A 14,214-nucleotide genomic window follows, 5' to 3' on the forward strand; every position below is an offset into this window, starting at 1 on the left:
CTTCGGCAGAGCCGACTAAGAGAGTTCCCCGCTATTCGAAGATTGTATCTCGGTTAAAAATGTCAAGGTTCGTCACGGGCACATCGGCGTGATGCGAGCCCTGAATCCATAGCAGGCGCGTCACCGTCGCCCTGGCAGCAACGCGGCGCGCAGCCTGTTGTCGCCGATCGCCGAGGCCGCGCGCCGGCCTCGGCGCTTGCCGAGCAGCTTGCATTTGTCGGCGAAGGTCATCAGCGCGGCGTGCCCAGGAGCAGCTTGTGAAGGGCAGCCTGCGGGTCGCTCGGCGGCGAGGCCGGCCAGCCAATATCCTTCTGGACATGCGCCGGCAGGTCGTTGAGCGCGCGGATAGCCTTGTTCCTGGCATGGGCCTGCCTGATGGTCACGCCGAAGCGGCTGAGATTGTCGAACATCGACATTGTGGTTTCCTCCGGAAGGTCGCGCCGGCCTGAAGACATTTCACGCCAGCCCTTCGATGGCGGGCTAAATGCACCCGACACGTTTCCAGCGGATTTCACGAAAACAGCGTTTCGGTTTCCGGATCCGGCGATCCGGAAACATTTGCATGCAAATGAAATCGAAGTACGTTTGGCGAGAAGCAGGCCTATTCGCGGCCGCGGCGTGCCGCGCGCTCCTCGCGTGAGCGCCGGCGCGGGGTGGCATCGCCGGCAGCACCGTCCTCGCTCGTTGCCTTGCGCGGCGGCAGCTTCACCGCGGCCGCAAGCTTCGGGAACGGGTCGACCTTGTTCGGCAGCGCCATGGCGTAGACGAAGTGCTCCTGGAACTTTGGCTCCAGCGCGGTCTCGATCTTCTCGATGCTGCTCACCGTCTCCTCGATCTCGCGGCGGTAGCCACGATTGAGGAGCGCCATGCGCGCGCCGGCGCCGGCGGCGTTGCCGACAGCCTTGACCTTGTCGAGGTCGCAGTCGGGGATCAGCCCCAGCACCATGGCGTATTTCGGATCGATGAAGGAGCCGAAGGCGCCGGCGAAATGGATGCTGTCGACATGGTCGGTGTGCTGCTTTTCCATCAAAAGCTTGGTGCCGGCATAAAGGGCCGCCTTGGCAAGCTGGATGGCGCGCACATCGTTCTGGGTGATGGTGATCTTCGGCTCGCCGTCCTTCAGCACGTAGGAGAAGGTACGGCCATTGGGGACGATACGCGGCGAGCGCGCGGCCAGCGATCCATCGACGACGCCGTCCTCGGAAATGATGCCGGACAGATACATTTCGGCCACCACTTCGATGATTCCGGACCCGCAAATGCCGGTGACGCCGGTCGCCTGCACGCTCTCGGCGAAGCCGGGCTGATCGGACCAGAGTTCCGAACCGATGACGCGGTAGCGCGGCTCCAGCGTATCAGGGTCGATGCGCACGCGCTCGATGGCGCCAGGCGCGGCGCGCTGGCCGCCGGAGATCTCCGCCCCTTCGAACGCCGGCCCGGTGGGAGAGGAGGCCGCCACCACGCGCGTGCTGTTGCCGAGCACGATCTCGGCATTAGTGCCGACATCGACGATCAGCATCATCTCGTCCTGGCGGTGCGGGCCTTCAGAGAGCGTGACAGCGGCGGCATCGGCGCCGACATGGCCGGCGATGCAAGGCAGCATATAGAGACGCGCGCCCTGGTTCAGCTTCAGGCCGAGGTCGGAGGCCTTGATGCGCACGGCGCCAGAGACGGCGAGCGCAAACGGCGCGCCGCCGAGCTCGGTCGGGTCGATGCCGAGGAACAGGTGGTGCATGATCGGATTGCCGACGAACACCGCGTCGAGGATGTCGTTGCGCTGGACGTTGCCTTCGGCGCAGACCTTGTCGACGAGGCCGGAAACGGCCTCGCGCACGGCGACCGTCATGCCTTCGCGGCCGTCGGGATTCATCATCACGTAGGAGACGCGGCTCATCAGATCCTCGCCGAAGCGGATCTGCGGATTAGAGGTGCCGGATGAGGCCGCGACACGGCCCGAGAGCAGCGATACCAGATGCATGGCAATCGTGGTCGAGCCGATATCGCAGGCAAGCCCGTAGGCCTCGTTCTTCAAGCCGGGCCACAGCGCGATGACGCGCGCGATATCGCTGTCGGCATCCTTGTGGATGGCGGCGGTGGCGGTCCAGTTGCCCTTGCGCAGGATGCCCTGCACCTGCGGCAGCAGATAGAAGTCGAATTCGAGGTTCTTGAGGCCCCAGTCCTTCATCAAGGCAATCTTGAGCCGGTCGAGGTCGCCGAGCGGCTTGTGCATGTCGGGTTCTTCGATCTCGACATAGCACATACGGATCGCCGTATCGCGGGCGATGACCCTGGTATCGGCGTCCTTGCGGATGGTCTGCGCGTTGATGACCGTATCCTGCGGCACGTCGATGACGAGGTCGCCGAGGATCTGCGCCGAGCAAGAGAGGCGACGGCGCTCCGGCAGGCCGCGCACGCGTTCGTAGCGCTCTTCCTTGGCGCCCTTCTGCGAAATGTGGTCGTTGGACGATATGATCTTGTGCTTGGCGAAATTGCCTTCCTGCACCTCGATCTGGCAGCGCCCGCAGGTGGCGCGACCGCCGCACACGCTCTCGACATAGACGCCGAGCTGGCGCGCGGCGTCGAGCACCGGCGTGCCGACAGGGAACCGCCCGCGCTTGCCTGACGGCATGAACAGCACGAGCGGATCGGTTATGTTCGGGGGAGGGTTCATACGCGAATACCTCCCTCTGTCGAAAAAGTCACAATCTCTACCTTATGCCCTCGCCATGCGGGCTTCACGGCCGCCGCGGCGACGGCCGCCAGCAGCGGCGCCATCGCCGGGGGCGGTTACCGCCACCGGCGCGGCAACCGCATGACCGCCTTCGGCCGGTTTGTAGTCCTTGTAGGTGCGGATCCAGTTGGTGCAATTCTCGTCGGTACCGTTGAGAACGTTGGCGCCGCGTACGGCTTCCATTTCCTGCGGGCGGACCGGATTCATGATCGCCGACGTCATGCCGGCGCCGATCACCATCGGGATGAAGGCGGCGTTGATGCCGTGGCGGTGCGGCAGGCCGAAGGAGATGTTGGAGAGGCCGCAGGTGGTGTTGACCTTCAGCTCCTCGCGAAGGCGCCGCAGCAGCGCGAACACCTGGCGGCCGGCATCGCCCAGCGCGCCGATCGGCATGACGAGCGGGTCTACGACGACGTCGTGCGCGGGAATGCCATGGTCGGCGCAGCGCTCGACGATCTTTTTGGCGACCGCGAAGCGGACATCCGGGTCCATCGAGATGCCGGTCTCGTCGTTGGAAATGGCGACGACCGGAACGTTGTATTTCTTGATCAGCGGCAGGATGGCTTCGAGCTTTTCTTCCTCGCCGGTGACGGAGTTGACCAGCGGGCGGCCCTTGGCCACTTTGAGCGCAGCTTCGATCGCGGCGGTGACCGAAGAGTCGATGGACAGCGGCAGGTCGACGAGGTTCTGCACGATCTCCAGCGTCTGCACCAAAAGCGCCGGCTCGGTCGCATTGGGGTCGACGGCGGTGACGCCGGCATTGACGTCGAGCATGGTGGCTCCGCAGGCGGCCTGCTCCAGCGCATCCTTGATGACGGTCTCGAAGTTGCCGGCCACCATCTCGGCGGCCAGCTTCTTGCGGCCGGTCGGGTTGATGCGCTCGCCGATCACGCAGAAGGGCTGATCGAAGCCGATGACGATTTCTCGGGTGGCCGAGGCGACGATGGTGCGGGTCATGCGATCTCTCCGTCGGGATATAAAGAGTTCTTTATATCGTTATCTGATTTTGTTCAAGGCGGATGGTGTCAGCCGCGCTCCTGGACTCTAAGTTCATGTATGTCGTTGCCCCAAAACCGGTTCCCACTTTTGGGCGACATACATCAGTGCGCGGTCTTCACCATATCCACCTGGGTTTCGGTAATCTCGTCGTGCAGTATGTGGTCGAGCCGCTCGGCAACCAACTGATCGTCGCGGCGGATCTCCCGCTTCCAGGGCTGGCGGCCTTTCAGCACGCCCGATTCATCGACGATCTCGGCGACATACTCCTCCTGGCGATAGGCCATCACATGGACGCCGGCGATGCCCGGAATTTCCTTCACCTCGTTGATGATGTCGATGCAGAGCTGCTTGCCTTCCTTCTTCTGGTCCTGCGCGCCCTCGAGCCGCTTGATCACCGCATCGGGGATATGGATGCCCGGCACGTTGGAGCGGATCCATTTCGCCGTCTTGGCGGAGGCGAGCGGTCCGACGCCGCACAGGATGAAGACTTTTTCCGTATGCCCCAAGTCCCGCGCCTTCTGCATGAAGCTTTTGAACATCGGCACGTCGAAGCAATATTGCGTCTGGACGAATTGCGCGCCGGCGGCGATCTTCTTGCCGAGGTGGATCGGGCGGAAATCGTAAGGCGGTGCGAAGGGGTTGACGGCAGCACCGAGGAAGACCTGCGGCGGCGTCGTCAGCTTGCGGCCGGACAGGAACTTGCCGTTGTCGCGCATGATGCGGATGGTTTCGAGCAGCGACATGGAATCGAGATCGAAAACCGGCTTGGCGCCCGGCTGGTCGCCGGCCTGAACGCCGTCGCCGGTGAGGCAGAGCATATTGGCGACGCCCATCGCCGCCCCGCCCAGCACGTCGCCCTGGATGGCGATGCGGTTCTTGTCGCGGCAGGCGATCTGCATGATCGGGGCGTAACCCATGCGGGTCAAAAGCGCGCAGATGCCGACCGACGACATGTGGCAGTTGGCGCCGGAGGCGTCGACCGCGTTGATGGCGTCGACCCAGCCGTCGAAGATCTTGGCGCGGTTGTAGACGTCTTCCGGATCGGCGCTGTCGGGCGGGTTGAGCTCGGTCGTCACCGCGAACTCGCCGCGGCGCAGCACGCGCTCCAGCCGGCCGCGCGAAGTGTGGCCCGGCAGGGGATCGAGCGGCAGGTGGATGCCCGCCGGATTCTCGTCGCGCTGGCGGGAGGTCATGCCGAAGCTCCGGGGTTCTGCACGTTCCGAGCCGCTTCACGCGCGGCGGCAGCCTGCGCGGTCACTCGCAGCCAGGCCGAGGTTTCGCGCAGCGACTGATCGACCGGCTTCTGCACGGTGAGGATCTTGTCGCCATGCACCATGTTGCGCGAACCTTCCCAGGCCTTGACCCAGACGCAGGGCATGTCCGGCTCGACCTCGCAATTGCCGTTGGCGCGCACGCCGCCGCACGGGCCGTTGCGAAGCTGCTTGGGGCAGTTCATCGGGCAGGACATGCCGGTGGAGGAAAGCACGCACTGGCCGCACATGCGGCAGTCGAACATGAAGCCCTTGACGCGCTTCTCGACGAATTTCACCGGAGCTTCGACACGACCATAGCCGATGCCCTTCCACAGAGGATGCAAAAGCAGGAAGACGTCGGCGAACCTGCTGTAGAACCATTCGAGCAACCGCGAGTGGCGGATAGACCATAATCTCACGGCAAAAGTGCGCTGGACGCGCCGCTGCGGCGACACGTCCGCAGGCTTGTAGTCGGACTTCGGCGCTGCCTTCTTGACCAATGTGGCCTGGGTAACCGCCGGCTGTTTCTCAGACATTTTCTTTCCCGCCAGCCTTGACCAGAGCGACCAGCCGCTCGCGGTCATATTTCGCGTCGAGTTCCTGATAGGCCTTCTCGACCTCGGCCTCGATGTCGTCGCCGACCGGAACCGGATCGGCCTTGCGCCATTCGGCCAGATAATCGTCGGTGCCGCCGGCCCCGGTGCGCATGGCGCACATGTCGATCGCCTCGGTGAAGCGCAGCGGCAATTCGCGCTTGGCGCTCTGCCGGCCCTTCTTGACGATGACCTGCGCAGGGATGTCGCGCCAATAGACGACGATCAGATCGGCCATGAATTCTCAACTCCTCGATGTTGGGAGCATTGCCGCATGCGCCCTTGGGCCGCTTGTTATGGGACGACGCGCGCGCCTTCAAAAGCGACGCTGTCGATGACGCAAAGCGAACGCTGGAAGCCGCAGCCGGCTGACTACCAGACGCGCTTCGTCAGGCCGGTCCAGAGATAGAACCAGATTGTCGGGTGAAACCACTGCTTCGAGGGCAGGCCGGGATTGATCGTCGCGAGCTTTCCGGCCAGCGCGTCGCTGACCGTCTCGACGCAGACGTCGCGCGAAAACGCGGCCTGCCTCAGCGCGTAGCTGGCGATGGTGTCGCCATGTTTCGGCTTGCCGCGCGCCTGCTTCAGCACGCCGCCGGTGTCGACGCCGGCATCGACCAGATGCACGGTGGTGCCGAAATTCCCTTGATCGCCGGAGGCAAGCGCCCAGTATCCGCCATTCATGCCGCGATATTTCGGCGCGATGCCGGCATGGTAGTTGAGCACCGGGCAGGGCATCTTCGCGAGCGTGTCTTTCGACAGCAGCCGGCAGCCGGCGAGCAGCACGACGCCCGGCTTGAGGTTTGCAATTTCTTTAAGGCATTCCGGCCCGTTGGCCGATGGGACATGGATGATCGCCTGCCCGGGGCGAGGCTCTGTCTCGAGCTTCTCCTCGGCTATCAGGCGCGCCGCATGGCCGGCGAGGAACCGCTTGCCGAGCCTGGTCAGCACCATGGTGCCCAGCTGGCCGATAGCGGAGACCCAGCCCTGGCGGCGGGCGCGGCCGAGCAGCAAACGTTTTTTGGATTCAGGGGTTTCGAGGATGACGCGGACGGGGCCGACGCGATCGGCGATGGCGTTGACGATCGCCCAGATATGCGGGCCGCCCTCGGTGACGACCACGATCGGTCGCGGACTGGATTCCGACGCTGCCATGGCAAGCACCCCCTCTCAAGTCGGGCGCATGCTAGTGCGAGCGGGTTAACCCTTGGTGAGCCGTCAGCGCTTGAATTCCATGATGTCGAGCTTCGATTCGTAGTAGGGCGCGGGGAATTCGATACGCCATTCGGTGGCGCTGTTGCGGAAGGCGTAGCCGACCTGGTCGCTTTCGGGACCGCTGCCATAGGGCTTGGCCTTGTCGTCATTGACCGAGAACGAGCCGAGATAGATGGCGCGCTTCTCGCCATCGTCGAAGAAGCGGCCGGCGGTGCGCTGCGAGCCGCTGATCTTTTGCAGCCGCCAGCCGGAGCCGTCGTCGGTCACCTTGCATTTGAACCAGCCATAGATGACGAGCGGGCTCAGGCCGCCGGCCTTGATGGTGCGGCATTTCCAATTGCCGGTCAGGTCCTTGTCGGAGAAAGCGACCAGCGGCTTGGCGAGCAACAGGTCGAGTTGCTTGACCTCGACCGGATTGCCGGCCTTCGCTTCCTCGAGGGCCGCCTTCCGCGTCTCGCCATATTTGTCGAGCCGCGCCTTGTCGGCGGCGGTGATCAGCTTCTGCACCTCGCCGTCGGCATGGGCCGGCAGGGCAAAGCCGATGAGGCAAAGGGCGGCAAGCAGCAGGCGAGGGGTCATGGATGGTTCCCGGATCGGAGGCTGGAATAGCGGTTTCTCGGTCTGGCGCACAACTTACCCGTTCGCCGATCGTTGTCATCCGTGCTTAACAGCGTGACGTCGGAAATGACGGTTTGATCGATGCGTATCTTGCTCACAGGATCATCGGGCTGGCTGGGCAGCGCGCTGGCGCCGAGGCTGCGCGGCCTTGGCCATCAGGTGATCGGCCTCGACCCGGTTGCGTCGTCGCAGACCGAGGTGGTCGGCTCGGTTGCCGATCGCGAGCTCGTGCTGAGGACCGTCGGCGAGAAGGGCATCGAGGCCATCGTCCATAGCGGCGCGCTGCACAAACCGAACATCGAGCGCTATGAGAATTCGGACTTCGTCGCGACGAACGTGCAAGGCACGCTCAACCTGCTCGACGCGGCGGTGGCGCATGGAATCCAGCGTTTCGTCTTCACCTCGACGACATCGCTGATGATTTCACAGGCGATCCGCGCCGGCTTCCAGGGCGGCGCGCGCAAGGCCGCCTGGCTGACGGAGGAGATGTCGCCCGAGCCGCGCAACATCTACGGCGTCACGAAGCTTTCCGCGGAGCATCTCTGCCGCCTCTATCATATCGAGCACGGCCTGCCGGTGGTGGTGCTGCGTACGGCCCGCTTCTTTCCCGAAGCCGACGACATGGCGCATGCGATCGAGCAATCCGACGCCAACACCAAGGCCAACGAGCTGCTGTTCCGCCGGCTGACGGTAGAGGACGCGGCGGAAGCCCATGTCGCGGCGCTGGAGAAGGCGCCGAGCCTTGGCTTCGACATCTTCATCGTCTCGGCGCCGACACCGTTTCGGCCGCAGGATTGCGCCGAGCTGATCGCCGACGCGCCTTCCGCCGTGGCACGTTATTTTCCTGATTATCCCAGACTCTATGCGAGGAAAGGCTGGACGATGTTCTCCTCGATCGACCGCGTCTACGATCCGTCGCGAGCGAGGGACAAGCTGGGCTTCGTCTGCAAGACGAGCTTTGCCGATGTGCTGGCGGCGCTCGAAGCGGAGGCGTGAGGCCGTCAGGCGCCGGACGCCGCCCGCGCCAGTTCGCCGGTCAGATCTCCATAGCCGGTCGAGCGGCGCTCATAGGCGAGGCCGAGCAGGGCAGCGGCTTTCTCGGCAACCTTGTCGAGCTCCGGATCGTCGGTCTGGGCGAGATAGATCAGCTTCTCGTAATTGCCGAAATAGTCCTTGATCAGCTCGGGATGCCGGTCGAGGCCGAGCGGCTTGATGAAGAAGGCATCGAACTGGCGGCAGAGGAAGTCGGTCATGTAGAACGACATCATGTCGCCGTCGGCGACCTTCGCATAGGCGTCCATGCCTTGGTAGAAGGCAAAGCAGTGCGGGCCGGCCATGCGCTCGACGCCGTGCTTTGCGATCACGCGGTCGAGCAAGCCGCCGGTGCCGCAGTCGGCATAGCCGACGAAGATATGCTGGTAGCCCTGCGCTTTGGCCTTCTCGATCGCCTTGTCCATCGCTGGCGCGATGCGGTCCGGATAGAAGTGGAACTCGGCCGGCAGGCAGGTCAGTTCGAGATGATCGAGCTTTAGCTGTTGCTTGACGGCCAAAATTTCGCGCGCAATCATCCCGCAGGCGATGACGAGCAGCCTGTCCGTTTGATTCGGTTCCGTTTTTTGCGTTTTGACCAAGTCTGACCGGCTTTCGCTGCGGGGCTAATATCTGTCGAGGGAGACACCGTTCATGAAACTGCTACGCATCGCGCCGATGGCCATCCTTGCCTGCGCGCTTGCACTCACCGCCTGCGCCAACACCATTCGGGGCGTCGGCAAGGATGTCAAATCGACGGCAAGGGCGGTCAAGGACACTGTCGCCAACTGATCGGCAGCCTTTCCATCATCTGGGAACAAAAAAGCCGCGCTGCAAGGCGCGGCTTTTTTCGATCCATCCTGATGCCTTGGGTCAGGCAGAAGCGCGCACGTTGTGCTTGCGCTTCATGAAGTCCTTGGCGGTCTCGACCGCCACGGCCGCGTCGCGGCAGTAGGCGTCGGCGCCGACGGCCTTGCCGAACTCCTCGTTGAGCGGGGCGCCGCCGACCAGCACGACATAGTCGTCGCGGATTCCCTTTTCCTTCATCGTGTCGATGACGACCTTCATGTAGGGCATGGTGGTGGTGAGCAGCGCCGACATGCCGATGATGTCGGGCTGATGCTGCTCGATCGCGTCCAGATATTTCTCGACCGCGTTGTTGATGCCGAGATCGATGACGTCGAAGCCGGCGCCTTCCATCATCATGCCGACGAGGTTCTTGCCGATGTCGTGGATGTCGCCCTTGACGGTGCCGATCACCATCTTGCCCTGCTTGGGCGCGCCCGTGGCAGCAAGCAGCGGGCGCAGGATGGCCATGCCGGCCTTCATGGCGTTGGCCGAGAGCAGCACTTCCGGAACGAACAGGATGCCGTCGCGGAAATCCTCGCCGACGATGCGCATGCCTTCGACCAGGGCTTCGGTCAGCACCGTATAGGGCTGCCAGCCGCGCTCTAGAAGGATATGCGTGCCTTCCTCGATCTCTTCCTTCAGCCCGTCATAGAGGTCGTCGTGCATCTGCTGCACGAGTTCCTCGTCGGAAAGCTCGGAAAGGATGATCTCGTCGTCGGACATTTTTTCTCGGGCTCCTTGCTGCTCGGAATGCTTGCTGCAGCTTATAAATCGATGCGCCAATACCTAACCCGCGAGGGCAAGGTAGCCATAGCTGATTTGCGACTTCCCGCAAAAGGAAAGCGACTGAAAAGTTGGCGCTTTTCTTGTCGATTTTGCGACAGGCGTTGGCGCTGGCGGGCCGTTTCCAGTAGGGTGCATGGCTACGATCCGGCAAGAAGCGGCGACAAACCGGCCGCGAGCCAATTCAGGTCAAATCTAGGATGGACGATCATGAGCGATAACGCGTCAGTCGAGCAGGAAGCGTCGGGCGGAAGACGCGGACGCGGCGCCAGCGGCGGCGCGGCGGCCAGACGCGCGGCACGCGCCGGCGGCGGCCCGGGCACCCAGCTCACTTATATCAAGCGCAAGATCAACGTCTACGAGGTCCTCGACGAGGAAGGCCTGGCGCTGATCGAGAAGAACACCGACACCGTGCTGGAAGAAATCGGCATCATCTTCCGCGACGACGCCGAGGCGCTCGCACTGTGGAAAGAGGCCGGCGCCGACGTGAAGGGCGAGCGCGTGCATTTCCCCAAGGGGCTCTGCCGCTCGCTCTTGAAGACCGCGCCCTCGATCTACACCCAGCATGCGCGCAACCCCGAGCGCTCGGTGCAAATCGGCGGCAAGGCGACTGTGTTCGCGCCGGTCTACGGCCCGCCCTTCGTGCGTGACCTCGACGGCAATCGCCGTTACGCCACACTCGAGGATTTCCAGAATTTCGTGAAGCTCGCCTATATGGCGCCGTCGATCCATCACTCGGGCGGCACGGTGTGCGAGCCGGTTGACGTGCCGGTCAACAAGCGACACCTGGATATGGTCTACAGCCACATCCGCTACTCGGACAAACCGTTCATGGGCTCGGTGACCGCGCCGGAACGCGCCGAGGACACGGTGGCGATGGCCAAGATCGTGTTCGGCGACGACTTCGTCGAGAACAACACCGTGCTGACTAGCCTGATCAACGCCAACTCGCCGATGGTGTTCGACGAGACGATGCTCGGCGCGCTGAAGGTCTATTCGCGCCATAACCAGGCCTGCATCGTCACGCCCTTCATCCTGGCCGGCGCCATGAGCCCGGTGACGGTCGCCGGAACGCTGACGCAGATCCTGGCCGAGGTGCTGGCGGGCGCCTCATTCACGCAGCTGATCAGGCCCGGCGCGCCGGTGCTGTTCGGCACGTTCGCCTCGTCGATCTCGATGCAGTCCGGCGCGCCGACCTTCGGTACGCCGGAGCCGTCGCTGGTCTCCTACGGCGCGGCGCAGCTCGCCCGCCGGCTCGGCCTGCCGTTCCGCACCGGCGGCTCGCTCTGCGCCTCGAAGATCCCGGATGCGCAGGCGGCGTATGAGAGCGCCAACACACTGAACTCGACGATCCTTGCCGGCACCAATTTCGTGCTGCATTCGGCAGGCTGGCTCGAGGGCGGTTTGGCCTCCTGCTACGAAAAATTCATGATGGACATCGACCAGCTCGGCATGACCCAAAAATTCTCCGAAGGCGTCGACCTGTCGGAGAATGGTCAGGCGATGGATGCCATCCGCCAAGTCGGTCCAGGCAGCCACTACCTCGGCTGTGACCACACGCAGGCGAATTTCCAGACCGCCTTCTACCGGTCCAACATCGCCGACAACAATTCCTACGAGCAGTGGCTGGCCGAAGGCGAGAAGACGGCGCCGCAGCGCGCCAACGAGCTCGCCCGCCGCTGGCTGGAAAGCTACGAGGCTCCGCATCTCGATCCGGCGATCGACGAGGCGCTGAAAGACTTCATCGCCAAGAAGAAAGCCTCGATGGCCGACGCCTTCACTTGAAAGGAGCCCGAGTCAGGCCGGGCTAAAGTCGCCAACATCATCCACAAGGAAGTCTGGCGGAGCGCGTTCTCCGACCCGGACCGGAAGGGATGATTCTTTCGCGCGGCACGATTGAAGGGGTCGCGGCCGCGCTTGCCGCCCATGGCCTGATCCCTCGCGGCGGCTTCCACTTCGCAAGCGACGAAGCCGCGCCTGCCGGGCTTTCGGGTGCGCCCGCAAAGTCCGCCCTCCTGGTCGGACAGGCGGGCGCCGCACCCTGGCCGCATTTCCAGCGCTGGCTCGAGGGGCAATCGCAACCCATCGCCGATCCGCTCGACACGTGGTCGCGCGAAGTGATCGGCAGGGTCGCGCAACAGTTCGCCGCCCGCGCCGTGTCGCCCTCCGATCGGCCCTATCTGCCATTCCAGCAATGGGCGATGCGGGCCGAAGGGCTGAGGCCGTCGCCGCTCGGCATCCTCATGCATCCCAAATACGGGCTCTGGCATGCCTACCGCGGCGCGCTGCTGTTCGAGGAGGAGGTTTTCCTCCCCGAGCCTCACGAATCGATTCATCTTTGCGACACATGCCTCGAAAAACCCTGCATGAAATCCTGTCCGGTCGATGCCTATTCCGAGCAGGGTTTTGCCCATGATGCCTGTCTCGGCCATGTGCGTGGTCCCAGCGGCGAGCCTTGCCGCACCGGCGGCTGCCTGGACCGCAAAGCATGTCCCTACGGCACGGACTATCGCTATCCGCCGGAGGTTCAGGCCTTTCACATGGCAGCGTTTGCGCGCCTTTAGGATCAAAGCCGCCAGCACGAAATCTTGAACGGCGGGCTCCGGGATTGTCTTGCCGGAGCGCTCCAGCCGGATATCCATCCCGCGACCGTCGACGGAGAGCATCATGGCCCGAAAAGACATCGAGATCGAAACCGAGGACGGCAAGGCAAAGGCCCGGCTTTTCCGACCGGCTGCCACGGCCAGAGCCGGCGTCGTCCTCTACATGGATATTTTCGGTCCGCGCCCTGCTCTCGACGAGATGGCCGAACGCCTGGCGGGGCACGGCTATGGCGTGCTGGTGCCCGACTTGTTCTACCGCAGTGCGCCCTACGGACCGTTCGATCCCAAGACCGCTTTTGGCGAGGAAAGGACGAAGGCTGAACTGACGGCGTTGAGAAGTGCGACGACGCAGGACATGACGACCAGTGACGGCGAGGCCTTCCTCGATGCTCTGGCGGCCGAAGGCTTTGCCGGACCTGTCGGCGTCGTCGGCTATTGCATGGGCGGCGCGCGGGCGTTGAACGCTGCGGCGGCTTATCGTGGCCGCATAGCCGCCGCAGCCAGCTTCCATGGCGGCAATCTGGCAAGCGACGCGCCCGACAGTCCGCACCTCAAAGCGGCGTCGATCAAGGCGCGCGTCTATATCGGCGTCGCCGGCGTCGACGGCAGCTTTCCGCCGGAGCAGTCGGCGCGGCTGGCCGAGGCCTTGCGCGTGGCGGAGGTCGACCACGTGATCGAGAACTATGTCGGTATGGCGCATGGCTGGTGCGTACCGGACCATGGCGTCTTCGACAAAGCCGGCGCCGAGCGGCACTGGAAGCGACTGACCACGTTCTTTGGTGAAACACTCGGATAGGCTTCGCCTTCAGATTGCGAAGATGGCGCGCTTGGCGCGAACCTTCGGATGTTCGCCCTGCCCCTCATCCGTCCTCCGGACACCTTCTCCCCCTGATTGGCGGGAAGGAAGTTATGCCTTCGCAAAAAAATCTTTCCATCGCCCCAAGGATTGGCCATTAGCCTTCGTCCAACAGGCAAATGACGGCGATGATGCTGGACGACAGCGAAGCCTCCGATGCCGAATTGATCGGGCGGGCGAAGGGCGGAGACAGGGGGGCTTTCGGCAAACTGCTCGAAAGGCACTACGGCTTCGTCTATCGCGCCGCCTATCGTTGGTGCGGCCGGAAGGCCGACGCCGAGGACATCGCCCAGGATGTCTGCGTGCGGCTCGGCCGGGCGATCCGCGACTATCAGGGCAACGGCGCCTTCACGACATGGCTCTACGCCATGACGCTGAACGCGTCGCGCGACATGATGCGCAAGCGCGCCCGCGACGCCGCCAAGACAGAAGCCTTTGGCACCTATGCGCTGATTGCGGGGGAGGACTCGGCGGAAAGCCAGGACCCGATCGAGGCGCTGTGGGCAGCGGTACGCATGCTGCCCGATAAGCAGCGCGATGCGGTTCTGCTCGTCTATGGCGAGGGCATCACCCACGCTGCGGCGGCGGACGTGATGGCGATCTCGGAGGCGACGGTTTCCTGGCACATCCATGAAGCGAAGAAACGGCTGAAGGTGCTGATGCGTTCAGCCGGGGAAGTGTGACC

At 63.8% G+C, this 14,214-nt stretch carries 15 protein-coding genes and 1 pseudogene; 6 read left to right on the forward strand and 10 right to left on the reverse strand.

The window, feature by feature from the left end; all coding sequences use genetic code 11:
• Window positions 1–230: 230 nt before the first annotated feature.
• The 8 genes and pseudogenes from QAZ47_RS17555 to QAZ47_RS17590 form a co-directional block, all read right to left on the reverse strand.
• Window positions 231–416, reverse strand: coding sequence for a hypothetical protein (locus tag QAZ47_RS17555; protein WP_164772365.1), 186 nt, complete (start codon window positions 414–416; stop codon window positions 231–233).
• Between the two features lie 185 nt (window positions 417–601).
• Window positions 602–2,775, reverse strand: a pseudogene (locus QAZ47_RS17560) (ASKHA domain-containing protein).
• Window positions 2,714–3,688, reverse strand: a complete 975-nt coding sequence (locus QAZ47_RS17565; RefSeq protein WP_278072923.1) for a methyltetrahydrofolate cobalamin methyltransferase — start codon at window positions 3,686–3,688, stop codon at window positions 2,714–2,716. Before QAZ47_RS17565 ends, QAZ47_RS17560 begins: the two are co-directional and overlap by 62 nt.
• A gap of 143 nt (window positions 3,689–3,831) precedes the next feature.
• On the reverse strand, window positions 3,832–4,923 hold the full coding sequence (locus QAZ47_RS17570; RefSeq protein ID WP_278230189.1) for a methylenetetrahydrofolate reductase: 1,092 nt from the start codon (window positions 4,921–4,923) through the stop codon (window positions 3,832–3,834).
• A complete protein-coding gene (locus QAZ47_RS17575) occupies window positions 4,920–5,519 on the reverse strand; it encodes a methylenetetrahydrofolate reductase C-terminal domain-containing protein (protein ID WP_278230190.1) in 600 nt (199 codons plus the stop codon). Before QAZ47_RS17575 ends, QAZ47_RS17570 begins: the two co-directional genes overlap by 4 nt.
• On the reverse strand, window positions 5,512–5,814 hold the full coding sequence (locus QAZ47_RS17580) for a virulence factor (RefSeq protein ID WP_278230191.1): 303 nt from the start codon (window positions 5,812–5,814) through the stop codon (window positions 5,512–5,514). Before QAZ47_RS17580 ends, QAZ47_RS17575 begins: the two co-directional genes overlap by 8 nt.
• A gap of 134 nt (window positions 5,815–5,948) precedes the next feature.
• The gene (locus QAZ47_RS17585; protein WP_278230193.1) at window positions 5,949–6,731 is read right to left on the reverse strand and encodes a formyl transferase; all 783 of its coding nucleotides are present in this window, start codon (window positions 6,729–6,731) and stop codon (window positions 5,949–5,951) included.
• A gap of 63 nt (window positions 6,732–6,794) precedes the next feature.
• A complete protein-coding gene (locus QAZ47_RS17590) occupies window positions 6,795–7,370 on the reverse strand; it encodes a DUF4893 domain-containing protein (protein WP_278230194.1) in 576 nt (191 codons plus the stop codon).
• Window positions 7,371–7,490: 120 nt separating this feature from the next.
• Between QAZ47_RS17590 and QAZ47_RS17595 the strand changes: the two genes are divergently transcribed.
• Window positions 7,491–8,405: an NAD(P)-dependent oxidoreductase gene (locus QAZ47_RS17595; RefSeq protein ID WP_278230195.1), complete on the forward strand. Its 915-nt coding sequence runs from the start codon at window positions 7,491–7,493 to the stop codon at window positions 8,403–8,405.
• A 5-nt stretch (window positions 8,406–8,410) separates the two neighbouring features.
• Here QAZ47_RS17595 and QAZ47_RS17600 read toward each other — a convergent pair whose 3' ends face one another.
• Entirely contained in the window at window positions 8,411–9,040 is a 630-nt protein-coding gene (locus tag QAZ47_RS17600) for a DUF1638 domain-containing protein (protein WP_278202005.1), read from the reverse strand.
• 52 nt (window positions 9,041–9,092) lie between these two features.
• On the opposite strand from QAZ47_RS17600, the gene QAZ47_RS17605 reads away from it, so the two are divergent.
• Window positions 9,093–9,230 (forward strand): entericidin A/B family lipoprotein, encoded by a 138-nt coding sequence (locus QAZ47_RS17605; protein WP_081296086.1) that lies wholly within the window; start codon window positions 9,093–9,095, stop codon window positions 9,228–9,230.
• A gap of 81 nt (window positions 9,231–9,311) precedes the next feature.
• Here QAZ47_RS17605 and QAZ47_RS17610 read toward each other — a convergent pair whose 3' ends face one another.
• Window positions 9,312–10,010 carry a B12-binding domain-containing protein gene (locus QAZ47_RS17610; protein WP_278072931.1) on the reverse strand — a complete coding sequence of 233 codons (699 nt, stop codon included), beginning with the start codon at window positions 10,008–10,010 and terminating at the stop codon, window positions 9,312–9,314.
• Window positions 10,011–10,280: 270 nt separating this feature from the next.
• Here QAZ47_RS17610 and QAZ47_RS17615 point away from each other — a divergent pair, with 270 nt between their 5' ends.
• From QAZ47_RS17615 to QAZ47_RS17630, 4 genes are all read left to right on the forward strand, one after another.
• A complete protein-coding gene (locus QAZ47_RS17615) occupies window positions 10,281–11,855 on the forward strand; it encodes a trimethylamine methyltransferase family protein (protein ID WP_278072932.1) in 1,575 nt (524 codons plus the stop codon).
• 89 nt (window positions 11,856–11,944) lie between these two features.
• The gene (locus QAZ47_RS17620; RefSeq protein ID WP_278202006.1) at window positions 11,945–12,634 is read left to right on the forward strand and encodes a 4Fe-4S dicluster domain-containing protein; all 690 of its coding nucleotides are present in this window, start codon (window positions 11,945–11,947) and stop codon (window positions 12,632–12,634) included.
• Between the two features lie 103 nt (window positions 12,635–12,737).
• On the forward strand, window positions 12,738–13,469 hold the full coding sequence (locus tag QAZ47_RS17625; protein WP_278202007.1) for a dienelactone hydrolase family protein: 732 nt from the start codon (window positions 12,738–12,740) through the stop codon (window positions 13,467–13,469).
• A 179-nt stretch (window positions 13,470–13,648) separates the two neighbouring features.
• Window positions 13,649–14,212 (forward strand): RNA polymerase sigma factor, encoded by a 564-nt coding sequence (locus QAZ47_RS17630; protein WP_278230196.1) that lies wholly within the window; start codon window positions 13,649–13,651, stop codon window positions 14,210–14,212.
• Window positions 14,213–14,214: the final 2 nt, after the last annotated feature.

The organism is Mesorhizobium sp. WSM4904, assembly GCF_029674545.1.
Lineage (GTDB): Bacteria > Pseudomonadota > Alphaproteobacteria > Rhizobiales > Rhizobiaceae > Mesorhizobium.

What these genes read in the sequence shown, in the direction of transcription:
- QAZ47_RS17625 (WP_278202007.1), top strand. Translation starts at nt 12,738, where the DNA reads ATGGCCCGAAAAGACATCGAGATCGAAACCGAGGACGGCAAGGCAAAG.
- QAZ47_RS17565 (WP_278072923.1), bottom strand. Translation starts at nt 3,688, where the DNA reads ATGACCCGCACCATCGTCGCCTCGGCCACCCGAGAAATCGTCATCGGC.
- QAZ47_RS17615 (WP_278072932.1), top strand. Translation starts at nt 10,281, where the DNA reads ATGAGCGATAACGCGTCAGTCGAGCAGGAAGCGTCGGGCGGAAGACGC.
- QAZ47_RS17585 (WP_278230193.1), bottom strand. Translation starts at nt 6,731, where the DNA reads ATGGCAGCGTCGGAATCCAGTCCGCGACCGATCGTGGTCGTCACCGAG.
- QAZ47_RS17580 (WP_278230191.1), bottom strand. Translation starts at nt 5,814, where the DNA reads ATGGCCGATCTGATCGTCGTCTATTGGCGCGACATCCCTGCGCAGGTC.
- QAZ47_RS17590 (WP_278230194.1), bottom strand. Translation starts at nt 7,370, where the DNA reads ATGACCCCTCGCCTGCTGCTTGCCGCCCTTTGCCTCATCGGCTTTGCC.
- QAZ47_RS17595 (WP_278230195.1), top strand. Translation starts at nt 7,491, where the DNA reads ATGCGTATCTTGCTCACAGGATCATCGGGCTGGCTGGGCAGCGCGCTG.
- QAZ47_RS17605 (WP_081296086.1), top strand. Translation starts at nt 9,093, where the DNA reads ATGAAACTGCTACGCATCGCGCCGATGGCCATCCTTGCCTGCGCGCTT.
- QAZ47_RS17575 (WP_278230190.1), bottom strand. Translation starts at nt 5,519, where the DNA reads ATGTCTGAGAAACAGCCGGCGGTTACCCAGGCCACATTGGTCAAGAAG.
- QAZ47_RS17630 (WP_278230196.1), top strand. Translation starts at nt 13,649, where the DNA reads ATGACGGCGATGATGCTGGACGACAGCGAAGCCTCCGATGCCGAATTG.
- QAZ47_RS17620 (WP_278202006.1), top strand. Translation starts at nt 11,945, where the DNA reads ATGATTCTTTCGCGCGGCACGATTGAAGGGGTCGCGGCCGCGCTTGCC.
- QAZ47_RS17570 (WP_278230189.1), bottom strand. Translation starts at nt 4,923, where the DNA reads ATGACCTCCCGCCAGCGCGACGAGAATCCGGCGGGCATCCACCTGCCG.
- QAZ47_RS17555 (WP_164772365.1), bottom strand. Translation starts at nt 416, where the DNA reads ATGTCGATGTTCGACAATCTCAGCCGCTTCGGCGTGACCATCAGGCAG.
- QAZ47_RS17610 (WP_278072931.1), bottom strand. Translation starts at nt 10,010, where the DNA reads ATGTCCGACGACGAGATCATCCTTTCCGAGCTTTCCGACGAGGAACTC.